24 protein-coding genes are annotated in these 21,916 nt (G+C 47.0%); 19 read left to right on the top strand and 5 right to left on the bottom strand.

Annotated elements, in window-relative coordinates:
• Nucleotides 1-270: 270 nt before the first annotated feature.
• From ACFQS8_RS01730 to dusA, 5 genes are all read left to right on the top strand, one after another.
• A complete protein-coding gene (locus ACFQS8_RS01730; RefSeq protein ID WP_382165121.1) occupies nucleotides 271-2,679 on the top strand; it encodes a xanthine dehydrogenase family protein molybdopterin-binding subunit in 2,409 nt (802 codons plus the stop codon).
• Between the two features lie 14 nt (nucleotides 2,680-2,693).
• The gene (locus tag ACFQS8_RS01735) at nucleotides 2,694-3,149 is read left to right on the top strand and encodes a (2Fe-2S)-binding protein (RefSeq protein WP_382165123.1); all 456 of its coding nucleotides are present in this window, start codon (nucleotides 2,694-2,696) and stop codon (nucleotides 3,147-3,149) included.
• A 27-nt stretch (nucleotides 3,150-3,176) separates the two neighbouring features.
• Nucleotides 3,177-4,271: a GTP 3',8-cyclase MoaA gene (moaA, locus tag ACFQS8_RS01740; RefSeq protein WP_382165125.1), complete on the top strand. Its 1,095-nt coding sequence runs from the start codon at nucleotides 3,177-3,179 to the stop codon at nucleotides 4,269-4,271.
• Nucleotides 4,272-4,421: 150 nt separating this feature from the next.
• Nucleotides 4,422-5,030: a TetR/AcrR family transcriptional regulator gene (locus ACFQS8_RS01745; protein WP_382165127.1), complete on the top strand. Its 609-nt coding sequence runs from the start codon at nucleotides 4,422-4,424 to the stop codon at nucleotides 5,028-5,030.
• 247 nt (nucleotides 5,031-5,277) lie between these two features.
• Nucleotides 5,278-6,264: a tRNA dihydrouridine(20/20a) synthase DusA gene (dusA, locus tag ACFQS8_RS01750; RefSeq protein ID WP_382165129.1), complete on the top strand. Its 987-nt coding sequence runs from the start codon at nucleotides 5,278-5,280 to the stop codon at nucleotides 6,262-6,264.
• Nucleotides 6,265-6,282: 18 nt separating this feature from the next.
• Here the strand turns inward: dusA and ACFQS8_RS01755 are convergent, their stop codons facing one another.
• Genes ACFQS8_RS01755 through ACFQS8_RS01765 form a run of 3 tightly spaced genes read right to left on the bottom strand, consistent with a single transcriptional unit; the run spans nucleotide 6,283 to nucleotide 7,291 of the window.
• Nucleotides 6,283-6,828 carry a TIGR02281 family clan AA aspartic protease gene (locus ACFQS8_RS01755; protein WP_382165131.1) on the bottom strand — a complete coding sequence of 182 codons (546 nt, stop codon included), beginning with the start codon at nucleotides 6,826-6,828 and terminating at the stop codon, nucleotides 6,283-6,285.
• Nucleotides 6,825-7,085: a hypothetical protein gene (locus ACFQS8_RS01760; protein WP_382165133.1), complete on the bottom strand. Its 261-nt coding sequence runs from the start codon at nucleotides 7,083-7,085 to the stop codon at nucleotides 6,825-6,827. Before ACFQS8_RS01760 ends, ACFQS8_RS01755 begins: the two co-directional genes overlap by 4 nt.
• 2 nt (nucleotides 7,086-7,087) lie before the next feature.
• Entirely contained in the window at nucleotides 7,088-7,291 is a 204-nt protein-coding gene (locus ACFQS8_RS01765; protein ID WP_382165134.1) for a DUF1289 domain-containing protein, read from the bottom strand.
• A 120-nt stretch (nucleotides 7,292-7,411) separates the two neighbouring features.
• Here ACFQS8_RS01765 and ACFQS8_RS01770 point away from each other — a divergent pair, with 120 nt between their 5' ends.
• A complete protein-coding gene (locus tag ACFQS8_RS01770) occupies nucleotides 7,412-8,440 on the top strand; it encodes a nicotinate-nucleotide--dimethylbenzimidazole phosphoribosyltransferase (protein WP_382165136.1) in 1,029 nt (342 codons plus the stop codon).
• 149 nt (nucleotides 8,441-8,589) lie between these two features.
• Nucleotides 8,590-9,261 (top strand): hypothetical protein, encoded by a 672-nt coding sequence (locus ACFQS8_RS01775; protein WP_382165137.1) that lies wholly within the window; start codon nucleotides 8,590-8,592, stop codon nucleotides 9,259-9,261.
• Between the two features lie 67 nt (nucleotides 9,262-9,328).
• On the opposite strand, the gene tyrS is transcribed toward ACFQS8_RS01775, so the two are convergent.
• Nucleotides 9,329-10,594, bottom strand: coding sequence for a tyrosine--tRNA ligase (tyrS, locus tag ACFQS8_RS01780; protein ID WP_382165139.1), 1,266 nt, complete (start codon nucleotides 10,592-10,594; stop codon nucleotides 9,329-9,331).
• Nucleotides 10,595-10,667: 73 nt separating this feature from the next.
• On the opposite strand from tyrS, the gene ACFQS8_RS01785 reads away from it, so the two are divergent.
• Complete coding sequence (locus ACFQS8_RS01785) at nucleotides 10,668-11,831, top strand: anhydro-N-acetylmuramic acid kinase (protein ID WP_382165141.1); 1,164 nt, start codon at nucleotides 10,668-10,670, stop codon at nucleotides 11,829-11,831.
• Between the two features lie 29 nt (nucleotides 11,832-11,860).
• Here the strand turns inward: ACFQS8_RS01785 and ACFQS8_RS01790 are convergent, their stop codons facing one another.
• Complete coding sequence (locus tag ACFQS8_RS01790) at nucleotides 11,861-12,580, bottom strand: alpha/beta hydrolase (protein WP_382165143.1); 720 nt, start codon at nucleotides 12,578-12,580, stop codon at nucleotides 11,861-11,863.
• A gap of 164 nt (nucleotides 12,581-12,744) precedes the next feature.
• Here ACFQS8_RS01790 and ACFQS8_RS01795 point away from each other — a divergent pair, with 164 nt between their 5' ends.
• The 11 genes from ACFQS8_RS01795 (at nucleotide 12,745) to ACFQS8_RS01845 (ending at nucleotide 21,708) form a co-directional block, all read left to right on the top strand.
• Nucleotides 12,745-13,188, top strand: a complete 444-nt coding sequence (locus ACFQS8_RS01795) for an Rrf2 family transcriptional regulator (RefSeq protein ID WP_382165145.1) — start codon at nucleotides 12,745-12,747, stop codon at nucleotides 13,186-13,188.
• 4 nt (nucleotides 13,189-13,192) lie between these two features.
• Nucleotides 13,193-14,356, top strand: a complete 1,164-nt coding sequence (locus ACFQS8_RS01800; RefSeq protein WP_382165147.1) for a cysteine desulfurase family protein — start codon at nucleotides 13,193-13,195, stop codon at nucleotides 14,354-14,356.
• Nucleotides 14,356-15,894, top strand: coding sequence for a Fe-S cluster assembly protein SufB (gene sufB, locus ACFQS8_RS01805; RefSeq protein WP_382165149.1), 1,539 nt, complete (start codon nucleotides 14,356-14,358; stop codon nucleotides 15,892-15,894). The genes ACFQS8_RS01800 and sufB overlap by 1 nt, the downstream gene beginning before the upstream one ends.
• A gap of 2 nt (nucleotides 15,895-15,896) precedes the next feature.
• Entirely contained in the window at nucleotides 15,897-16,358 is a 462-nt protein-coding gene (locus tag ACFQS8_RS01810) for a RidA family protein (protein WP_382165151.1), read from the top strand.
• Between the two features lie 2 nt (nucleotides 16,359-16,360).
• Nucleotides 16,361-17,014: a TIGR02466 family protein gene (locus tag ACFQS8_RS01815; protein WP_382165152.1), complete on the top strand. Its 654-nt coding sequence runs from the start codon at nucleotides 16,361-16,363 to the stop codon at nucleotides 17,012-17,014.
• 83 nt (nucleotides 17,015-17,097) lie between these two features.
• Complete coding sequence (gene sufC, locus ACFQS8_RS01820; RefSeq protein ID WP_382165154.1) at nucleotides 17,098-17,865, top strand: Fe-S cluster assembly ATPase SufC; 768 nt, start codon at nucleotides 17,098-17,100, stop codon at nucleotides 17,863-17,865.
• The gene (gene sufD, locus ACFQS8_RS01825) at nucleotides 17,862-19,079 is read left to right on the top strand and encodes a Fe-S cluster assembly protein SufD (protein WP_382165156.1); all 1,218 of its coding nucleotides are present in this window, start codon (nucleotides 17,862-17,864) and stop codon (nucleotides 19,077-19,079) included. The genes sufC and sufD overlap by 4 nt, the downstream gene beginning before the upstream one ends.
• Nucleotides 19,058-20,302: an aminotransferase class V-fold PLP-dependent enzyme gene (locus ACFQS8_RS01830; protein ID WP_382165158.1), complete on the top strand. Its 1,245-nt coding sequence runs from the start codon at nucleotides 19,058-19,060 to the stop codon at nucleotides 20,300-20,302. Before sufD ends, ACFQS8_RS01830 begins: the two co-directional genes overlap by 22 nt.
• A gap of 11 nt (nucleotides 20,303-20,313) precedes the next feature.
• Nucleotides 20,314-20,703 carry an SUF system Fe-S cluster assembly protein gene (locus tag ACFQS8_RS01835; RefSeq protein ID WP_382165160.1) on the top strand — a complete coding sequence of 130 codons (390 nt, stop codon included), beginning with the start codon at nucleotides 20,314-20,316 and terminating at the stop codon, nucleotides 20,701-20,703.
• 29 nt (nucleotides 20,704-20,732) lie between these two features.
• Nucleotides 20,733-21,098, top strand: coding sequence for a HesB/IscA family protein (locus ACFQS8_RS01840; protein WP_382165162.1), 366 nt, complete (start codon nucleotides 20,733-20,735; stop codon nucleotides 21,096-21,098).
• A gap of 43 nt (nucleotides 21,099-21,141) precedes the next feature.
• Nucleotides 21,142-21,708, top strand: a complete 567-nt coding sequence (locus ACFQS8_RS01845; protein ID WP_382165164.1) for a prepilin peptidase — start codon at nucleotides 21,142-21,144, stop codon at nucleotides 21,706-21,708.
• Nucleotides 21,709-21,916 lie beyond the last annotated feature (208 nt).

Consider the following 21,916-nt stretch of genomic DNA (forward strand, 5'->3'; position numbering starts at 1 on the left):
ATTTTAGCAGCGCCCCCCAGACATATCAGGAGGTGTGTATCGGTATCTAGTTTTCGTCGAGTTAGAAAGATATATCTGCATTAGTTTTAGTTAAGCAAAATTCGTCTTGTATAACAATTTCTTATAAAAACTTGAGAACTATGCCTGTTCATGTGTTGTTATGATATGATGAATGCATATATGGATTCAACAATAGAGTTTGTAGATTACCGGTTCCGAATTTTTGAGGCTCAATGATAGTGGGCATTTTGCAATTTAGGGGAAGAAAATATGTATTCTAGCATATCTGATCTAATAAAAGGGGCGCGTCATTCCGCTCAAAAAACGGATGTGAATACGACTTCACCTGCCCAAGATGCGAGTCCGGTAAATTTAAGTCGTCGAAGCTTTGTGGCTGCGTCGAGTGTGTTCGTCATTGGTGTTTCTCTTGCAGGATGTGCAAAAGCTGGAGAGGAAGAGGTTGTTATTGACCCTACGCCGCCAACGCCAGCCGGTCCCAGCCCACTGACAAATATAAAAGGCGGCGATGCAACGCCATCCTTATGGATTTCAATTGAAAAAGACGGCACGGTCAAAGTGACCTGTCACCGTGCGGAGATGGGCCAACAATCTTGGACATCTATGAGCCAGATCGTGGTCGAAGAGTTAGAAGCGGAATGGGATAAGGTTGAAGTTGTTCAAGCTTTAGGAAACCCTAAATACGGTGACCAAAATACGGATGGATCGCGTTCTGTTCGGTACAATTTCCACCGCTTGAGAGTTGCGGGTGGTGCGATGCGCGCAATGTTGACCCAAGCTGCTGCAAACCATTGGGGGGTTGCTGTAGGCGACTGTCATGCTGAACAAGGTGTAGTGACGCACAAGCCAAGCAATAAAACACTTACATATGGTCAACTGGCTGAAGCAGCTTCGAACCTGCAAGTGCCAAAAGAAGAAGAGATCACACTTAAAAATCGTGAAAACTGGCGTTTGATCGGTAAGGCGATTTCTTCCCTGACAGTTGAGAAAATTGTTCACGGTGAAGGCACATTTGGTATGGATGTGCAGCGCCCTGACATGGTCTACGCTGTAATTGCGCACCCTCCCCAAGTTTTGGGAAAGGTGAAGTCCTTTGATAACGCCGAAAGTCTTCAAGTGCCGGGTGTTTTGCAGACAGTGCAGATGCCTGAAGTGACTGCGCCGGTTGCCTTTAAGGCTTTAGGTGGTGTTGCAGTAATCGCCAAAGATACTTGGTCAGCAATCCAAGGCCGTGAAGCTTTGAGTGTTGAGTGGGATACAGGACCAAATGCAGGGTTTGACTCTGATGCCTTCCTAGATGTTTTGAGTGAGCGCACGAAATCAGCAGGTGATATCCATCGCAAACGCGGCGATGTTTATAAGGCCTACGCAGAAGCTGATACAAAAGTAACGGCTGAATATAAGACTGCATTTCTGGTTCACTCGCCGATTGAGCCTCCAAGTGCGACCGCGGAATGGACAGGGGATGCACTTGAAGTGTGGGCATGTGTTCAAGATGCACAGACAACACGCAAAACTATCTCTGATGTATTGGGTGTGGATATTGAAAAAATCAAAGTTCATGCGACTTGGTTGGGTGGCGCATTTGGACGCAAATCTAAATGTGACTTCGCGGTTGAAGCAGCAATCATTGCACGCGAAGTTGGGAAACCTGTAAAAGTGGTGTGGACGCGTGAAGATGAAATTCGACACGGATATTATCACGCAACAAGTGTGCATCGTTTCGAAGGTGGTTTGAATGCAGATGGCAAGTGTACATCTTACTTGCACCGTGCTGCTTTCCCAACGATTACATCAATTTTCAATCCCGGTTCAAATGCGCCGACTAATTTTGAAGTTGGAATGGGTGCTACAGACGTGGCGTTCGACGTGCCAAATCTTCAGATTGAAGGCATAAAAGCAGAAGCAAATGCTAGGATTGGGTGGTTGCGTTCCGTTGCCAATATTCACCAAGTATTTGCGAACCAGAGCTTTGTGGCTGAAATGGCTGCCGCTGCAGGGCGTGACCAAAAAGACTTTTTGATCGAGCTGATCGGGGCATCACGTATTGATGACCCAAACGCGGATGAAAATACAAATTATCCAAACTATGGTGCGGATGCCGCTGAATATCCATTTGAAACGGGCCGTCTTACACATGTTGCTAAACGTGCGGCAGAAATGGCGAAATGGGGACGTGACCTTCCAAAGGGACATGGCCTTGGTATCGCTGTGCACCGCTCCTTCCTGACATATGTTGCGACAGTTGTTGAGGTGGCTGTGGATGAAAAGGGTAACCTTTCAATTCCTGGTGTTTGGGTTGCTGTGGATGCGGGGACGATTATCAATCCGATACACGTAAAAGCGCAAATGGAAGGTGGAACCATATTCGGTTTATCAAACGCACTTTACGGCAGAATTTCTATGAAGGATGGCGCAGTAGAGCAAGCTAACTTCCCAGACTGGCGTGTGTTGCGGATGGATGAAGCGCCACGTGAGTTTGAGGTTGATATTATCGAGTCGAATGCACCGCCAGCGGGTGTTGGTGAGCCAGGCACACCGCCTGCCGCACCAGCTTTGGCGAATGCGATATTTGCGGCGACTGGGCAGCGATTTAGAACACTGCCGATCATTGGTGCGGATGACTACACTCTACCGCTTAACACTTCAGAAGACGCATAGGGGAGGCTGTAAACATGGCTGTTACGATTAACATTAATGGTAAAGACGAAACTGTAGATGCCGCTCCGGGTACACCTTTATTGTGGGTGTTGCGTGATCATTTGAAAATGACAGGCACAAAATTTGGATGTGGTGTGGCGCAATGTGGTGCGTGCACTGTTCACTTGGATGGTCAACCAACGCGCTCTTGCTCAATTCCGCACGATGCGCTGGATGGCGCGAAAGTGACGACGATTGAAGGAAAAGAGGGGAAAGCTGCAAAAGCTATCCGCGATGCGTGGGTTGATTTGAATGTGCCTCAGTGTGGCTATTGCCAATCTGGTCAAATAATGTCCGCTGTGGCGCTTCTTGAGGCAAATCCAACGCCGAGTGATCAAGATATTGATGATGCGATGAGTGGTAACTTGTGTCGCTGTGCGACTTACATGAGTATCCGTCGGGCGATAAAGCAAGCTGCGACAAGCTTGTAGTTTCACGAGACGGAAAAGATAAATTGAATGGTCTATCGGCTAATTGATCAACTGGGTGTGTCTGCACATGGCGTAAATCATGCGCAAAGTGTGGAGGAACATCCCGTTGTGCCCTTGCCGACTGGCTTACCTGTCTTGCAAGATGGGTTTGCACGGACGATTAGTTATTTGCGACTGTCTATAACAGATAGGTGCGATTTGCGTTGCACCTATTGCATGCCTGAGCGCATGACTTTCTTACCTAAGTCAGACGTTTTGTCTTTTGAAGAACTGACGCGGTTGGTGGATGCATTCATTGCACGTGGAATCACCAAATTGCGTATTACGGGTGGGGAACCGCTTGTGCGCAAGGACGCCATTGCGCTGCTGTCGCGGTTTGCATCTCGGTTAGGTGGTGGCGGCCTTAAAGAGTTGACGCTCACGACGAATGGCACACAGTTAGCTCAACATGCCCAAGCGCTTGCTGATATGGGTATGAAGCGGATCAATGTTTCATTAGACAGCCTTGATAGGAATGTATTTGCGCGCCTTTCGCGGCGGGATGTTTTGCCTCAAGTGCTTGAAGGGATTGAGGCTGCAGCGAAAGCTGGGTTGAAGGTAAAGATAAATACCGTGGCGCTGGCGGATGCGAATGCGGACGAGATACCCAGTATGATTGCGTGGGCCCATGGCAACGGGTTTGATCTGAGCTTGATTGAAGTTATGCCGCTTGGCGAAGAGATGACGCATCGCTCTTCTTCTTTTTTATCTCTACAGGACGTTAAAAAGCGGTTGGAGTCTCAGTGGACACTAACGCATTTAGATGATTCAACGGGCGGTCCTGCACGGTATATGCATGTTGCTGAAACGGGTGGGCGTGTAGGGTTTATTTCGCCGCTTTCACATAATTTCTGTGCGACCTGTAATCGTATCCGTATGACGTGCACGGGGCGGTTATACACTTGTCTGGGACACGAAGAAGGTGAAGACTTGCGGTCTGCTTTGAGGGATGACCCAAGCGATGACACGATGAATGCCTTATTGGATCGTGCTTTGGCTAAAAAACCTGAACGTCATGATTTTGACGCCGCACATATAGATACACCTTCTTCGCCACGGACAATGTCTGTGACTGGTGGATGAATTTTAGCGCGTCGATGCTTAGGCTTAGTCTCTTATTTATCCTACAATATGAGGTGCGAACGGAGTAAATTGATTGTTCTCTCTGTATGCTCTACAAGTGTTGAGTAAGTTGTGTGCATCCTCGCAAACGAATGCAAAATAGGGCATTTCATGGGTAGGCCTTCAAATTTTGATCGCGAAGCAGCGATTGAAAAAGCGATGAATAGAATATGGGCTGAGGGCTACGAAGCTTGCTCAGTTAAGTCATTGTCTGAAATGCTGGGGATTACGCGTTCAAGTTTTTACAATGCCTTTGGATCTCGTGAAGAACTTTTTCTTGAAGTGTTTGATCTGTATCTAACGCAATTGCCGGAGCTGCATTTAGAAAAGTGCAATGAAGCTGATGGTGCAAAGCATGTAATCACACGCCTTATGGTGTCGCTGGTAGAAATTCGGTTTGGAAACGATATTCGGCCCGGTTGTTTACTCGTAAACTGCGCTGTTGAACTTATCGGCAAAACTGAAACCTTGGGGCAGGTGCTAAATGGCGCACTGTGTGGTTTGGCTGAGAAGTTACAAACTGTATTGTCAGATGGAATTGAGCAGGGAGAGCTGTCTCCTGATCTTGATGTGCCTGCAGTTGCGCACGGCGTGTTGGCATTCTTATTAGGTGTGAATGTTATGTCGAAAATGTCTGTTTCGAGACAAGACGCACTCGCAGCCGGTTATGCCTTTCTCGATCGGTATGGCTTACGTGCAGAAGAAAAGACAATTCAATAAGACAAAGTGGTTATCTGTAGGGCAACCAAGTTAAAGTTTGTCGAGGTTTATTAGCCCGCATGCGCATGCACTAATTCCAAATTGAAATCTGCCGGTATTTGCCTAGTTGGGGCAGGTCGTTTATATGCTCATCAAGTTGGACAGCCCAATATTGGGTGTTTGAGTTTGCATTGAGTTTTGAGTGGTTTGGGCCGAGCTGACATAGCTCAAGCGACACTCCCTAAACTATTGAGAGTAATTGTTTCATATGCCGAATGAGCGCTTTAAATTTTCCGTTGCGCCAATGATGGATTGGACGGATCGGCATTGCCGTATGTTTCATCGTGCTTTTACGAAGAAAGCGTTGCTGTACTCTGAAATGGTGACAGCCGATGCTATATTGCATGGCGATTTAGAGCGATTGTTGGGCTTTAATCCAGACGAGCAACCTTTGGCGCTCCAGCTTGGCGGCTCGGACCCTGCGAAACTCGCGAAAGCGGCCAAAATAGGTGCGGATTTTGGGTATAGCGAAATCAACCTAAATTGTGGTTGTCCTTCTGATCGCGTGCAGTCCGGTGCATTTGGCGCATGTTTGATGCGGGAGGCTGAGCGGGTAGGTGAGTGTGTGTCTGCGATGCAGGCGGCGGTAAATATTCCTGTGACAGTAAAGTGCCGCATTGGTGTGGATGATGACGAGCCTGAAGAGAGATTGTTTAGCTTTGTTGAGACAGTCTCTAAAGCGGGGTGTGACGTGTTTATCGTGCATGCTCGCAAGGCTTGGCTTAAAGGGTTAAGTCCAAAAGAGAACCGAGATGTGCCGCCATTGGATTATGATCTCGTAGCGCGCTTGAAAGAAGCGCGTCCAGATTTGATTATTGCGCTCAATGGTGGTTTGCCAGATTTAGAAGTTGGGCTTTCAGAGCTTCCAAGGTTTGATGGTATTATGCTTGGACGTGCAGCCTATCACACCCCCGGTATTTTGGGGCAGGTTGATCGCCGTGTCTTCGGTTTGGATGTGGCGGACGTATCAGAACACGAAGCGCTTGAAGTGTATCGCCCATATATGTTGGCCCAATTGCAAGCAGGGTCTAACCTACATTGTATGACGCGACACATGATGGGGTTATTTAACGGCTTACCTGGTGCACGCAAATGGCGGCGTATATTGTCCGAGCGCGGGCCAAAAGCTATGGGCGTTGAGGCGATTGAGATTTTGGACGAAGCCGCTGCGGCGGTTCAGCTCCAGACTGCTTAGTCTTTCAACAGTGCGACCCTATTGATGAATAATGATAGCAGCCTTTGACACTTCCCATGACGTCAAGCGTTCAAGGAAGGACATGCCTAAGAGTGATTGTTCCAGATTGTCATCGAGGACGACAGCATCCACATCCTTTAGAAGTACACGGCCTATTTCTAAGCGTTTAATTGTAATAGATGCGCCATATGTTGAACCGGAGGCTGTTTTTATTTTTATATCTTTTTCCATTGTCGCAAAGTCATAACCTAAGCGTCTAGCATCTTCTGGCGTTAGCACACAGATACTTGCACCGGTATCGACCATGAAATTGATTTGGTAGAGGTTGTCGACGCGCGCTTGCGCCCAATAGTGTCCGTCAGGGCGTTTACGCAATGACGCCGCGAGTTGACCAGGTGCAGCAATATCAAACTGCGTCATAGGCTTCTTTACGTTCGTCACAGCTGTTTGAATCTGTGCGTCACTCTCTTTAGGCTGTAATGTATCCATACTTTTGTGGAGAACAGTTGCAATAACAAAAGCGGCCGCGAAAACGATAAAATATGGTCCAATTTTACTGTTCAATGTGTCACCTGATAAAGAAGAGCGATTAAACCGCCAATGGCAATCCATACAGCCGCGTATTTCAGCATTTGTCCTGCATTGGATTTAAATGCCGCATACATACCACCTGATACCAGAATGAGGTAACCACAAAGCAAAGAAATTCTGGTAATTGAAATGCTTTCACCTGTTCGGCTTTCAAAGCTGCCACCTGTGAGGAATGCAACCAGAATAAGTGTCGCAAGTATGATAATGGCGAGTGTAAGGATGCGGGTCATATCTAGGCTTTGGTTGCTATTGTTTGGTGGCTAGAGGTGTTTTTCTTTAGTCTATCGGGCAGTTCTTTCATGATAGACGCACGTTGTTCAGGAGAATAGTGAGACCATTTCTCTATTTCAGAAAGAGAACGTCCACAGCCAAGACAGTTTTGAAGTGCAGCATCCAGTTCGCACGAATTTTTACAGGGAGACTGGAGCAACTTCATATCTTTCAATTAGAATTTGTGTTGTTCAATTGGTTAACAAAAACAATGCCTAAGTCGAGCCCTAAAATCAAATAATCGTCACGAAATTAGTGTTGATTGAATGGGGTGAAAGGGGCATATATGAGTCTCGCTTATAATTTGGATCTAGAACTGGACGGAACCATGTCACCTCTAGATGATATTCGTGCGCTTGTTGAGAGCGCGCCAGACGGTGATCTGGCGGCTAAACAATCGGCTATTGAACGTCAAAATCACTTGCGTCAAGCGCCGGGTGGTTTGGGTCGATTGAGCGAGATTGTCGCTTGGATGGCGCAATGGCAGGGAACGCCCATTCCTAAGATTGAAAGGCCGATGGTTGCTATTTATGCATCATCCCACGGCATTACGAAGCATGGCGTTGCGTCTCAACCCGGTGCAAACACAAAACGCATGGTAGAAATGTTGCGAACCGGTGGTGCTGCAACAAATCACATTGCGGCAGCTGGTGGTGCTGGATTGCGCGTATTTGAAATGGCAATCGAAAAACCAACTGCAGATTTTTCTGAAGGTCCTGCCATGTCAGAAAAAGAATGTGCAGCGACAATTGCATTTGGAATGGAAGCAATTGCAGAAAAACCAGACCTGCTTGTGCTCGGTGAAACAGGCATAGGCGGTGGAACTGCAGCCGCTGCTGTTGCGTGTGCCATGTTTGGCGGCAATGCGACATACTGGGTGCGTGCTGGTGCGTGGGTGCCGCCGGAAGTTGTTGAGGCGCGTGTTGAAGTTGTGCGCAAGGCGATGGAAACCCATCGTGGGCAGTTGAGTGATCCACTTGAGATTCTTCGTCGCGTGGGTGGACGCGAATTGGCAGCGCTAGTTGGGGCAATTATTGCCGCGCGAATGCAAGGCATACCAGTTATTTTAGATGTGTTTTCAACATGTGTTGCGGCGTCTGTCGTACATGCTCTAAAATCAGGTGGTGCTGATCATTGTTTGGCTGGGCACCTTTCCTCGGAACCGGCTCACAGAGCTATTTTGGATAGACTAAGTCAAAAACCCCTATTGGATCTTGGTTTGCGCTGTTCTGAAGGTGCTGGTGCATCTGCGACTATTGGCTTGTTGAAAGCTGCGTGTGCAGCGAATGAGCATGCTGATATCGGCGATGATTAATCAAGCGGTTTGAGTTTTGCTTCATTCGCATAATACGATTAGATATAAAAGCTGATACATTCTACCTGCGATCAGTGGTACTTGGAAAAAACCTGCCGACGATACATAGTCATATGCGGGAATGATGATTTTATAGTTGGGAGTTCGGTATGCGCGTAATTTGGTCAACTCTTTTAGGGACCACGCTTTTAGCTTCTTGTGCATCAGGCGTTGGCGGTCAATCAGGTATCTATTCTGCTTACGTGCCTCCCAAAGAGGGAAGCTTGCTCACCTATATGGCATATGCTGATGGGGAAGCTGATATGGAGGTTAAACAGCTGGTAGTTGCGACAGGGGCTGACTATACACTGTATGCAAATATTTCAGAATATGGTGATCCTCCTCAGCAAGAAGATTACTTCATTGAATATTCTGGTCTGTATTGGCACGTGTGTGGAGATATGGCTCCAAGTAGCGCTGAACGACGTGCTTTGCAGCAAATGTGGCCGATATCTGAAAATGATAGCACAATTGTTGAAGGTACAAGTCTAACCGAGACTAATGTGCCGACCGAAGTGAAAATTGTGTCAGTTGGAGAGTTCGACTCAGAAGAGTTTGGTCTTCAGCCAATTTTTAAAGTGCGTAGTAGTTTTGATACGCCAGAGACGACCGTCTTTGCTCCTCAAATGTCTGTTGCAATGCGGATTGATTGGGGAGACTGGGGAAGTGAAAATTATGCGGGAAATGACCAGCTAAAAAGCATCTCTGAAGATGCTGAAGGTCAATATAATCGGTATTTAGATTATGGTAAATCTCAGTGCCTGCCCGCTGAACTGCGTTAAATAATATAGCCGTTAAAAAAGGCTGCTGAAACATCAGCAGCCTTTTTCTTTTGGCATTTTAAAGGTGTTACACCGCGTTTAGCCGTGCGTGGCGTTTCTTTCCTATGGATAAGCGCGCCGACTTATCTTCTTCTAGGTCGCTGACATTGATCAGGGCGCTATCATCCGCAATGGAGACACCATTCAGCTTAGCAGCGCCTGCTTTGATGTGGCGTCTCACCTCACCTTTAGACGCAGACAACCCCGACAGCACGAAAGCATCTACTACGCTATAACCTGCTTCAACGTCGGCGAAAGGGACATCAAATGATGGCATGCCTTCGGCGGTTGCACCTTGGTTGAAGACTTTTTCGGCAGCTAGTTTAGCTTCTTTTGCTGCTTCAGCACCGTGAAGCATTGTTGTCGCTGCATCAGCTAAAGCGATCTTCGCATCATTGATCTTGGGGCCTTTAAAAGCTTCAAGTTCTGCAATAGCTTCCATTGATAAGTCTGTGAAAAGCTTTAGGAATTTGATGACATCGCCGTCTTCAGTATTGCGCCAGAATTGCCAGTAATCATATGGGCTCTTAAGGTCGGCATTTAACCATACAGCACCACCCACTGTCTTCCCCATTTTGGCACCTGATGCGGTTGTTAGCAATGGTGTTGTGAAGCCAAATGCTTGGGTGTTTTCAACGCGGCGACATAGCTCAGTTCCGTTTGTTATATTACCCCATTGGTCAGATCCGCCCAATTGAAGGCGTACTTTGAGCCGGCGGTTTAATTCAACAAAATCATATGCTTGGAGTAGAGCGTAGTTAAACTCTAGAAATGTGTAGGGTTGTTCGTTTTCTAAACGACGTTTCACTGTGTCCTGCATAATCATCTTATTGATTGTGAACAGTTTTCCGTAGTCACGCAGAAACTCGATGTATTTGATTTCTGACAACCAATCATCATTGTTCACCATGACCGCATCGGTCGGGCCGTCACCGAATTTCAGAAATTTTTCAAACACTGATTTAATGCTCTCAATATTTGATTGAATTTCTTCTTCCGTAAGGATAGGGCGAGATTTTTCCTTGTCTGTGGGATCCCCAATTTTTGTGGTGCCGCCGCCCATGAGCACAACAGGTTTACCACCTGCTTGTTGAAGGCGACGAAGCATCATTATTGAAACGAGGTGTCCAACGTGTAGGCTGGAAGCCGTCGCATCATATCCAGCATATGCAATCGGCATTTCCGTTTTGGCATATTCATCTAATGCAGCCTCATCTGTAATCTGATAGACATATCCACGCTCAAAAAGAGTGCGTAGAAGTGCAGATTCAGGCATGAAGGCAGTATCGGCCATTAGATTCGTCTCCTTTGATTAAGTGGGGCGATTAACACAAGACTTACGAGCTTTGGAAGAGGGAAGAGGCGTTATGTCCAATCATTTGGTACAATTGTTTAAGCGCGGACCACAATGGGTACTAGGATTTATGAGCGGAACGTCTCTTGATGGCGTTGATGTTGCGCTTATCCAGACGGATGGCGAACGTATCCATGCTTTCGGTAAGTGGATTACGATTAGTTATACCAGTGCGCAAAGGCAAACGCTGTCAACTGCAACCAAAGACGCGCTGAATTGGAATTGGAGTGGGCCTCGACCTAAGAGTTTTGCAAATGCGGAAAAGGTGATGACCATAGCGCATGCTGATGCAGCGAAGAAACTCCTTGAATACTGGGATGGTGAGAAACCAGTACTGGCTGGCTTTCATGGGCAGACTGTTTTGCATAGTCCGCCGATTGAGGGGCAGAAGGGGAAGACGTTGCAGTTGGGAGATGGGCAATTGCTTGCAAATGAGCTTGGCATGCCCGTAGTTTTTGACCTGCGTACTGCAGACATGGAAGCTGGAGGACAAGGAGCGCCTTTGGCACCAGTTTATCATACTGCGCTTCTTGAACGTGCTGCGAGAGAGCGCGGAGATGGTGAGATTGGGGGTGTCGTTCTAAATTTGGGTGGTGTCGCGAATTTTACTTGGCAAGCAGAAGGATATGCGCCGATTGCATTTGATACTGGGCCGGGTAATGGGCCAATTGATGAATGGATTGAGAAACACGGCAAAGGTGCATTCGATGAAAACGCCAAATTTGCCTTGGCGGGTAGAGTACATGAAGACAAGATAGAAGAATGGATCAAACACCCCTATTTTCATGCTAAGCCACCTAAATCATTGGATAGATACGATTTCTCATCGGAGAAACTAGTGTCAGATATGTCCTTAGAGGACGGAGCGGCGACTCTAACGGCATTTTCAGCCCGTACAATTCTTCATTCCATTGCTCAAATGCCGTCTCGGCCAAATCTCGTTGTTGCCACAGGGGGCGGCAGGCACAACCCCATGATTATGCAATATTTAAGTGAAGAATTTGGAGATGCTCTCGTGGATGCTTCCGTGTTGGGGTGGCGTGGAGACGCAGTGGAAGCCGAAGCATTTGCCTATCTTGCAGCGCGATCAGTTCTTGATCTGCCAATTAGTTTTCCCGAGACGACAGGGGTAGAAAAACCAATATCGGGTGGACAATTAGTTATGCCCGCCCGATAAAAAATTCTAATTATGGAAGATGGCGAATTCTATTCGTCATCATCCTCATCTTCATCATCATCAATTTCATCTTCCAATTCTTCAATGGAAGGAAGTGACGTTGCGTTTGTAAGTTCTAGGCGACGATCCAAATAGGCTGCAGCTGTTGCTTCCAATTCTTCAAGCTTACCTTGGAAGAAGTGGTTGGCACCTGGTACAGTCTCTCTCTCAATGACTTCACCTTTTTGAACACGTACTTTAGTAAGCGAGCGCTCAATATCAGACGGCGCAGCAACGCCATCCTTTTCACCAGAAATAATGATTCCAGAGGCTGGGCAGGGTGCAAGAAATGCGAGGTCATAGTGGTTTGCGGGTGGTGCAACTGCTATAAAACCGTCGATTTCAGGTCTGCGCATCAAAAGTTGAAGACAAATATACGCGCCAAAAGAATATCCTGATACCCAACAAGCGCGTGCGCTGTCATTGATCGATTCTAGATAGTCGAGAATGTAAGCTGCATCTGAAAGTTCGGCGGGGCCTGCATCAAATGTGCCTTGTGAGCGCCCGACTCCACGAAAATTGAACCGAAGAGTTGAGAAGCCGCGTTTGGCAAACATTTCATAAAGTGTAATAACTACAGGGTCTTGCATGCTTCCACCAGCTTTTGGGTGAGGATGCAAGATAAGAGCTATTGGTGCGCCGGGTGTTTCGGATTCTTCGTACCGGGCCTCGATACGACCAGCAGGACCAGGGATAATGACTTCTGGCATAAACGGAATCCTTCTAAAACCAATGGAAGTAAAAAACAGGCGATACCTCAATCTAGGGGTAAATTACAAGTTTTTCTGTTAGGAACTTAACTTTAGCTTATTACTTGACTAAATTCATCGGGTATATAAATCCAAGCTGAGAATTGTTTGCAGGAGAATATATAATGAAGTTGGGATCCAGAGGTCGGTACGCAGTTATGGCGCTAGTGGACCTTGCATCACATGAACATGATGGTCCTGTCTCATTGTCAGATATAGCTGACCGTCAGAAGATTTCATTGTCCTATTTGGAGCAATTATTTGCCAAGCTGCGTCGTGCTGACCTTGTGAAAAGTGTGCGCGGTCCGGGTGGAGGATATTTGCTGTTAAATCGACCTGACCAAACCATGGTAAGTCAAATTATTGTTGCCGTTGATGAGCCTATCCAAACAACCCGATGTGGTGAAATGGGGGGTAAGCCTTGCACAGGCCGACTAGAACGGTGTGCGACACATGATTTGTGGCGGGAATTAAGGTTACATATCATCAAATTCCTTTCTGGTGTTTCTATCAAGGATGTCATGTCAGGGGATGTTAAGGGCATGTCCGGCGTATTAGAGCAGATTTAGGATAGTGGCTTTGGCTAAAATTGATCCGATATATTGCGATTATAACGCAACTGCTCCTTTGAGACCGCAGTCAAAAGACGCAATGGTTATGGCTATGGAGATTGGAGCTAATCCTTCCTCCGTGCACCGCCTTGGACGGTCTGCGCGCTCATGTTTAGAGGAAGCACGAGAGATTGTTGCATCAGCTATAGGTGCATGCCGTGAGGATTTAACGTTTACGAGCGGCGGAACTGAGGCGAATGCAGCCATTTTAAACGGTGTGCGTTTGCAAGAGCCCTTGCTTATGCCGATTGTTTGCGGTTTCGAGCATGATGCTGTTTTGGCTCAATTGCCTGATGCAATCAGCGCCCAAGTCACATCAGATGGGCAAATTGATCTGGTATGGTTAGAAGATTTACTTAAAAATTGGCCTCATGAAGGACGTTCTCCTTTTTTGTCATTAATGCTCGCCAATAACGAAACAGGTGTGATTCAACCCGTGGAAGCTGCCGCGAATTTAATCCATGCGGCAGATGGATTAATCCATTGTGATGCTGTGCAAGGACTGGGTAAAATGCCGGTTTCAGTGTTGGATGGAGAGCTGGATTATGTCACTTTGTCAGGGCATAAAGTCGGTGGGCCAGCGGGAATTGGTGCTTTCTATATCCGTGCAGGCGCACCCTTCAAAGCTACCTTGCTTGGCGGTGGGCAAGAAATGGGACTTCGTTCTGGAACACAAAATTTGATTGGTGCAGCTGGGTTTGGCGCAGCAGTAGATGCGGCCTTGAATGAAGAGGCTAAGCTTGTGACCTTGGCATCGAAACGTGATAATATGGAAGCACGACTGAAAAGTGTGGCAAATGTGACCGTGTTTGGAGAAAACGTACCGCGTTTGCCGAATACTTCTTGCGTGAGCGTTGAAGGTTTGCGAGCTGAAACCCAAGTAATGGCTATGGACCTTGAAGGGGTGGCTGTGTCATCTGGATCGGCCTGTTCCTCGGGTAAGGTTAAGCAGTCTCATGTGTTGGCGTCGATGGGCGTTCCCGATGAGCTCGCATTAGGTGCGATTAGGTTTAGTTTCGGCTGGGCCACAATAGATGAAGATTTTGAAAGAGCGAGCGATGCATGGATTCGTGCGGCGCAGCGAAAAGGGGTGATTTCAAACACCCTGAATAAGGAGAATGCCTGATGGCCGACGACACACGCCCTGAAGATATCGTAAAAGACGGCGTTGATCAGGCTACAGTAGATGCAGCGCGTGCGCTTGAGTCTGATAAATATAATGCTGGTTTTACCACGGATATCGAACAAGAGTTCGCGCCAAAAGGGCTGAATGAAGACGTTATCCGATTTATTTCGGAAAAAAAGAACGAGCCGCAATGGTTGCTAGATTGGCGATTGCAAGCATATGAGCGTTGGCTAACAATGGATGAGCCTGATTGGGCGATGGTGAACTATCCTCCCATTGATTACCAAGACGCGTATTATTATGCAGCGCCTAAGGGCAAGGCTAAGTACGACTCAATTGATGATGTGCCGGAAGAGATTTTGGAAACCTACAAAAAATTGGGTATTCCTTTGCGAGAAGCAGAAGTTCTTTTAGGGGTTGAAGGCGCGTCTGAATCAGCTGCTGAAGCCCGGGAGAAGCCGCGGGTAGCGGTCGATGCTGTGTTTGATTCAGTGTCCGTTGCGACTACGTTTCAGGCTGAGTTGAAGAAAGCTGGCGTTATATTTATGTCCATTTCTGAAGCGGTTCACGAATACCCGGATTTGGTCAAAAAATATCTAGGAACCGTTGTTCCTCAGTCCGACAATTTTTTTGCAACACTTAATTGTGCAGTCTTTTCAGATGGGACATTTGTGTACATTCCCAAAGGCGTTAGATGTCCGATGGAATTGTCGACATATTTCCGAATGAACGCACAAGGTACTGGTCAATTTGAGCGCACGCTTATTGTCGCTGATGAAGGGGCTTATGTGTCCTATCTTGAGGGCTGTACGGCTCCTATGCGCGACGAAAACCAGCTTCATGCTGCTGTTGTAGAGTTAGTTGCACTAGATGATGCTGAAATTAAATATTCGACTGTGCAAAACTGGTGGCCGGGTGATGCGGATGGTAAAGGCGGCGTATATAATTTTGTGACGAAACGTGCCGATTGTCGCGGCAAACGCTCGAAAGTGTCGTGGACTCAGGTTGAAACTGGGTCTGCCGTGACTTGGAAATACCCAAGTTGCATATTGCGTGGTGATGACAGTGTTGGTGAGTTTTATTCAATTGCGGTGACGAATGGTCATCAGCAGGCTGACACTGGTACGAAAATGATTCATCTAGGTGAGCGCACCAAGTCTCGGATTATATCAAAAGGGGTTTCTGCTGGGAAATCAAACTCGACTTATCGTGGTTTGGTGTCAGTCGGTGGTAAGGCCAAAGGATCCCGTAACTTTACGCAATGTGATAGCTTATTGATAGGCCAAACATGTGGTGCTCACACAGTACCCTATATTGAGAATAAGCGCGCTGATGCTCAACTAGAGCATGAAGCCACTACGACCCGCCTTTCTGAAGACCAATTATTTTATTGTCGTCAACGCGGCTTGGATGAAGAAGAAGCCGTAGCGTTATTGGTAAATGGTTTCGTGCGGGATGTGATCCAGAAATTACCGATGGAATTTGCTGTCGAGGCTCAGAAACTTCTGGAAGTCAGCCTTGAAGGAAGTGTGGGATAGTCATGAAATTTCGTTCGAGAATTGTTGCAACTCTAGGAGCAGTTCTATTCTTGTCGGCTTGCTCGGCAACTAGCCAGATAGAACACTTTAGACCAGAGAATGCTGCAGAAGATCAAAAGCTTTTGTTTTCACCAATGATACGCCACGGTGAAACTTTGTATCTATCTGGTATGATTGGGCTAAAGCCTGGAACAACAGAGCTGCCTGATAGTGTCGAAGAGCAGACGCGCAATGTTTTTGCTGCGATAGAGAAAACTCTCAAACTGGCCGATGCTGACCTGAGCCACTTGATCAGTTGTACAGTTTATCTGGCGGATATGAATAATTATACGCAAATGAATGAAGTCTATGGTTCGTTTTTTGGTTCTAAACCTCCGACCAGAACAACTGTAGAAGTCGCCGCATTGCCACTGGGTGCGCAGATTGAAATTTCCTGTTTAGGGTATTTAAATCGGAACACATAATCATGGCGGACTATTCTCATATACGCGCCCAAGCGTCACGCATGCCTCTGTTTGAAACGCCGATTGCTCAATGCAATTTAGTGGAATCTGAAGGGATGATCTCTGAAATTAAACGGGTTGTTCTTGAAAAGAAAAAGAATGATGCAGGTATCAATCGTTCCAATGTCGGAGGCTGGCATTCTGACGTAGATATGTTGGCTTGGGGTGGCGGCGGTGCGGAAAAGATTAAAGATACCGCGATTGGGTTGGCGAAAAGAATGTCGGCTTTCGCAGCTGGGGCGCACGATGACTATCACTGGCTTTGTCAGATGTGGGCAAATGTATCAGAAGACGGCGCTTCCAATCACTTGCATATGCACCCTGGAAATCTTTGGTCTGGAGCATTTTATGTTGATATGGGAGGGGCAGACTCGCAACCCGGTCTTGGTGGAGAGTTTTACTTCGAGGATCCTCGGTTCCCTTTATCAGTGATGCATAACACGAAGTTTCGCTTTGCAGATGCAGAAGGTAACCCGATAGCGTTAATGCCGCAATTTAGGTTCAAACCGGGTGACCTGGTTCTGTTTCCAGCTTGGCTTCGTCATGGTGTAAACGCTTATAGAGGTAGCGGAACGCGAATTTCTATCGCGTTCAATGTTGACGCCGTTTTAAAATAACATACTAACCCTGTCGGGTATTGTGAATTAGAAATCAGTTCCTATGTGAATGGAACATATAAAGAATGTTGGAGTAACATCTCGTGCTAGCCCTAAATGAACTCGTCGCTCGTGTTGAAAAAGAAGATGGCGAAGGCAAAGAGATTATCAAAGGTTTGAGCTTAAATGTGCCGGCTGGCGAAGTGCACGCGATTATGGGGCCGAATGGAGCGGGTAAATCTACGCTTTCATATGTCTTAACGGGCCGCGATGGGTATGAGGCAACATCTGGTAGTGCTGAGTTGAACGGCGAAAACCTTTTAGAAATGGACCCAGAAGAGCGTGCTGCGAAGGGGTTATACTTATCCTTTCAATATCCTCTGGAAATTCCTGGTGTTCCTGTAATGACATTTGTTCGTACAGCGATGAATTCCCAACGCAAACGTCGCGGTGAAGAAGAGATTTCTGCACCCGAGTTTTTGAAAAAAGCACGTGCGGTTGCAAAGGTTTTAAAAATTGATGCCGACATGCTTAAACGTCCGCTAAATGTTGGGTTTTCTGGTGGAGAGAAAAAACGACTTGAGATTTTTCAAGCGATGATGCTTGAACCTAAGTTCTTGATTCTAGATGAAACAGACTCAGGTTTGGACATTGATGCTTTGCGTGTTGTGTCGGATGGGGTGAACGCGTTGCGTGCGCCCGATCGTGGTATGTTGGTGATTACACACTATCAGCGTTTGCTTGATCACATTAAGCCAGACAAAGTGCATGTGCTTGCAGCAGGTAAGATCATCAAAACGGGTGGACCTGAACTAGCGTTGCGCCTTGAAGATGAGGGTTATGACGGCGTATTGGCGGAGGCGAATGCGTGAGCAATCAAACACTTATCCATGACCCTAGTCCCGCTGAAACTCGTCTGATTGAGGCTTATAACGGACTAAAAACGGATGCGCGTCGTACACGTGCTTTTGAAGCTTTTGCGGCTAAGGGGCTGCCTCACCGCCGTGTTGAAGGATGGCGTTGGTCTGACGTGAGAGCTGCGCTGAAGCCTTCTAAAACAGATTCTGCTACGCCTGTGGGCGATGCCTTCTCTGCGGGTGCTATGCCCGTGCTACGCTTCAGCAAGGAGGGGTTCTCTGCGCCTGCTAACCGTCCGCCTGGTGTGCGCTGGACCCAGCAAGTGGATGCACCAGCATTCGCAGCTGCTGAAGAATTGCCAATGGCCGCTCTTGCATCAGCTTTGGCAAACAGTCCGAGTATTGTTACAATTGAAATCGCTGGTGAACAAACTCAGCCTTTGAAAATTGAATTTGATGCGGATGCGGCTGATAATTTTGCGCATGTTGAGATTGTGTTTCGTGAAGGTGCATCGGCAACGATTGTTGAAAGCCATTTGAACCAAGGCGGCTTTTCGTCCATAGCGCTTGAATACACTTTAGAGAAAAATGCAAAAGCAGAACGTTTGGTTTATCAAGCGGCCGATTTGAACGCAGTGCAGATTGTGACGACAAATGTGCACCTGTATGAGAACGCGAATTTTTCACAAACAGCGTTTGCAACAGGTAGCAAGCTTTGCCGCGTCGAGACGCGAGTCGTGCATCGTGAAGAGGGTGCGAATGCAACCTTGAATGCTGCTTATCTTTTAGGAGATAAACGCCACGTCGATTTTACCAGTTTCGTGCGTCATTCGGCAGGGCATTGTCAAACTGCACAAGTTACAAAGGGTGCTGTTAAAAAGGGTGGCAAAGGCGCGTTCCAAGGCAAGTTTTATGTTGCACGCAATGCACAAAAAACTGATGCGGCGATGGCACATAACACTTTGTTGCTGGAAGATGGTGCGGAAGTAAACGCAAAACCGGAATTGGAAATTTATGCAGATGATGTGCAGTGTGCGCACGGAAACACTGCAGGCGCGCTGGATGCGGATGCTCTTTTCTATATGCGTCAACGCGGGATACCTTTGATTACAGCAAAGGCGATGCTGACACAGAGTTTTATCGCTGAAGCTTTTGCGCAGATTACAGATGATGGCTTACGAGATATATTCGAAGAGGAGGCACGCCGATGGCTGATGAACTCTCTTTAGAATCAGAATTTGATATTCAAACAATACGTCAACAATTTCCAATTCTGGATCGGCAGATTGGTGGAAAGCCACTTGTATATTTAGATAGTGCAGCTTCGTCACAAAAATCTGATTTTGTGTTGGATGCGATGTCTAATCAGGCGCGCACAGCCTATTCAAATGTTCATCGTGGTTTGCATACGCTTGCAAACGAAACAACAGATGCATTTGAAAAAGCACGAGAACTTGTGCGCTCTCATCTGAACGCAAAATCTGTCGATGAGGTGATCTTTACCAAGGGGGCAACAGAAGCGATCAATCTAGTTGCATCAGGCTTAGCGGAAACGATTAAAGCTGGTGACGAGATTATGGTCTCCGTCATGGAGCATCACTCTAACATCGTGCCTTGGCATTTCTTGCGCGAACGTTTCGGTGCAGTCATCAAGTGGATTGAAGTGTCTGAAGATGGCTCCCTTGATATGGAGAGCTTCAGGACGCAACTATCGCAAAAGACACGCATTGTAGCTGTGACGCATATGTCGAATGTGCTGGGCACGGTTCCCGATGTCGCGACTATAATTAAAGAAGCGCATGATGCTGGTGCACTTGTATTGCTTGATGGATGTCAGGCCGCTGTGCATTTGGAAATTGATGTTCAAGCGTTAGATGCTGATTTTTATGTATGTTCGGCTCATAAAATGTATGGCCCGACGGGTATTGGCGCGCTTTATGGAAAGTTAGATATCCTATCTGCCATGCGTCCATATCAAGGGGGCGGTGAAATGATTGATACTGTCACCCGTAATGGCGTGACATATAATGCGCCGCCGCACCGTTTTGAGGCAGGTACGCCTGCTATTCTAGAGGCTGTTGGGTTTGGTGCTGCTGTGGAGTGGATGCAAAAATATGTAACTCCTGACGCGCGTGCGTACAAAAAGGCTGTGTATGAGCGCCTAGCAGAGGGTGTGCGTGGTATAAATGGGTTGACCATTCACGGGACAGCTGAAGGCAAGGGGCCGGTGCTGACTTTTTCTATCGAAGGTACGCATCCACATGACCTTGCGCAGATATTAGACCGATATGGGGTGGCTATTCGTGCGGGAAACCATTGCGCTCAGCCTTTAATGTCCCATTTAAAGGTAAGTGCAACAGCGCGTGCTAGCGTTGGGATCTATAATACATTGGAAGAAGCTGATATGTTTGTGCAGGCGCTGGAAAAAGCGCGCGCCATGCTTTTAGCTTAGAAGAGAAAATAATGGCTGACGATATAAAACGCGATGTAATTGAACCCGCTGCTGTTGAAGCTCCGGCATCAACTGGGCCTATTCCACAGGATGAGTTAAATCGCATCACTGATGATATAATTGCACGCATTAAAGAAGTGTATGACCCGGAAATCCCTGTCGATGTGTATGAGCTTGGCCTCATATATAAAGTTGATTTGAATGATGAGCGTCATGCTGATGTAGAGATGACTTTGACAGCACCCGGGTGCCCTGTTGCGGGCGAAATGCCTGGTTGGGTTGAGGAAGCTGTGATGAAGGTTGAAGGCGTACATACTTGCAAGGTGAGCCTTGTATTTGATCCGCCTTGGGATGCTTCGCGCATGTCTGATGAGGCACGCCTTCAATTGAATATGTTGTAATTCAAGCTAGCAAAGCACACATATATATCATGGCTAGAAGACCCAGACCTAAAATAGTGACACTTTCAGATGCGGCTGCGGCACGCGTTAAAGAGATTATGTCAGAGCGTGATGCAGGCTATTTGCGGGTAGGCGTGAAGAATGGCGGCTGCGCGGGCATGGAATATGTGATGGATTATGCCGAAGCACCTGATGCGCTTGATGAACGCGTGGAAGATAATGGTGTTGAAATTATAGTCGACGCCAAAGCCGTGTTATTTCTTTTGGGTTCGCAAATTGATTACGAGGTTTCGCCTCTTCACTCAAAATTTGTGTTTAAGAATCCAAACCAAACCGATGCATGTGGCTGCGGTGAGAGTGTAACGATTGCGCCATTTGTGGATGCTGACGAGTAGTTATCTCTGGAATTAGATAAGCTTTGAGAGCTAAAGGTTTGAAATGCTGGCGCGCTTGAAGCTTAAATCCCCCCTACATTCTGTGTTGGCAGTTGGCTTAGCACTCATAGCTATATTTAGCGCATTTGTTGTGCTGCCGCTTGATTTGCTCGTGCCTAGTATTTGCATTTCAATTTTGCTGATATGGGCATCATTGATTGATATCGAACACCATATACTTCCAAATGTTTTGACATATGCACTTATCGGGATGGGGGCTGCTTGGGTAAGTGTATTTCGCTTTGAAAATTTGCATCATCATTTAATTGGCTTGGTTGCGGGATATGCAATCCTACGAATAGTGGACGTCGTGCATGTCAAACGTACAGGCCAACACGGAATGGGGATGGGAGATGCGAAACTCTTGGGGGCTGCAGGTATGTGGTTGGGGTGGGTTGCGATTCCAACCACGTTATTAGTGGGGGCTGTGTCCGGCCTTTTGTTTGTGGGGTTTAAGAGTTTAAGAGAAGGGCGTGTGCGGCGCGATATTCGAATCGCGTTTGGTCCCCATATAGCCCTCGGTTTCTGGTGGGTGTGGCTTTGTGGCCCATTTGGCCAAATGTCGCTTTAGGCGTGATCAAATTTTTCCATCAAAAACAAATTCAATAAAATCAATGAAGACAGTGCACTGACGAAAGTTTAGCGCAGTGATGTTGCGAATATACTTGGTTTTTTAATCGATAGATTTGTTTGTTTTGCGCGCAGCTTGAAGCGTTTTGATTGCAACAACATCTGTATAGAAACGCCCTCCTGTTACACGACTGTCACATAGGTGTGCG

Origin of the sequence: Hirschia litorea (assembly GCF_042665075.1) — a bacterium.
Lineage (GTDB): Bacteria > Pseudomonadota > Alphaproteobacteria > Caulobacterales > Hyphomonadaceae > Hirschia > Hirschia litorea.

Excerpts from the sequence above, each read along its gene's own strand:
- moaA (WP_382165125.1), top strand. The coding sequence starts at position 3,177 with ATGGTCTATCGGCTAATTGATCAACTGGGTGTGTCTGCACATGGCGTA.
- dusA (WP_382165129.1), top strand. The coding sequence starts at position 5,278 with ATGCCGAATGAGCGCTTTAAATTTTCCGTTGCGCCAATGATGGATTGG.
- ACFQS8_RS01840 (WP_382165162.1), top strand. The coding sequence starts at position 20,733 with ATGGCTAGAAGACCCAGACCTAAAATAGTGACACTTTCAGATGCGGCT.
- ACFQS8_RS01735 (WP_382165123.1), top strand. The coding sequence starts at position 2,694 with ATGGCTGTTACGATTAACATTAATGGTAAAGACGAAACTGTAGATGCC.
- ACFQS8_RS01815 (WP_382165152.1), top strand. The coding sequence starts at position 16,361 with ATGGCGGACTATTCTCATATACGCGCCCAAGCGTCACGCATGCCTCTG.
- ACFQS8_RS01775 (WP_382165137.1), top strand. The coding sequence starts at position 8,590 with ATGCGCGTAATTTGGTCAACTCTTTTAGGGACCACGCTTTTAGCTTCT.
- ACFQS8_RS01785 (WP_382165141.1), top strand. The coding sequence starts at position 10,668 with ATGTCCAATCATTTGGTACAATTGTTTAAGCGCGGACCACAATGGGTA.
- ACFQS8_RS01730 (WP_382165121.1), top strand. The coding sequence starts at position 271 with ATGTATTCTAGCATATCTGATCTAATAAAAGGGGCGCGTCATTCCGCT.
- ACFQS8_RS01760 (WP_382165133.1), bottom strand. The coding sequence starts at position 7,085 with ATGACCCGCATCCTTACACTCGCCATTATCATACTTGCGACACTTATT.
- ACFQS8_RS01770 (WP_382165136.1), top strand. The coding sequence starts at position 7,412 with ATGAGTCTCGCTTATAATTTGGATCTAGAACTGGACGGAACCATGTCA.
- ACFQS8_RS01765 (WP_382165134.1), bottom strand. The coding sequence starts at position 7,291 with ATGAAGTTGCTCCAGTCTCCCTGTAAAAATTCGTGCGAACTGGATGCT.
- ACFQS8_RS01845 (WP_382165164.1), top strand. The coding sequence starts at position 21,142 with ATGCTGGCGCGCTTGAAGCTTAAATCCCCCCTACATTCTGTGTTGGCA.
- ACFQS8_RS01795 (WP_382165145.1), top strand. The coding sequence starts at position 12,745 with ATGAAGTTGGGATCCAGAGGTCGGTACGCAGTTATGGCGCTAGTGGAC.
- ACFQS8_RS01810 (WP_382165151.1), top strand. The coding sequence starts at position 15,897 with ATGAAATTTCGTTCGAGAATTGTTGCAACTCTAGGAGCAGTTCTATTC.
- ACFQS8_RS01745 (WP_382165127.1), top strand. The coding sequence starts at position 4,422 with ATGGGTAGGCCTTCAAATTTTGATCGCGAAGCAGCGATTGAAAAAGCG.
- ACFQS8_RS01830 (WP_382165158.1), top strand. The coding sequence starts at position 19,058 with ATGGCTGATGAACTCTCTTTAGAATCAGAATTTGATATTCAAACAATA.
- ACFQS8_RS01835 (WP_382165160.1), top strand. The coding sequence starts at position 20,314 with ATGGCTGACGATATAAAACGCGATGTAATTGAACCCGCTGCTGTTGAA.
- ACFQS8_RS01790 (WP_382165143.1), bottom strand. The coding sequence starts at position 12,580 with ATGCCAGAAGTCATTATCCCTGGTCCTGCTGGTCGTATCGAGGCCCGG.
- tyrS (WP_382165139.1), bottom strand. The coding sequence starts at position 10,594 with ATGGCCGATACTGCCTTCATGCCTGAATCTGCACTTCTACGCACTCTT.
- sufB (WP_382165149.1), top strand. The coding sequence starts at position 14,356 with ATGGCCGACGACACACGCCCTGAAGATATCGTAAAAGACGGCGTTGAT.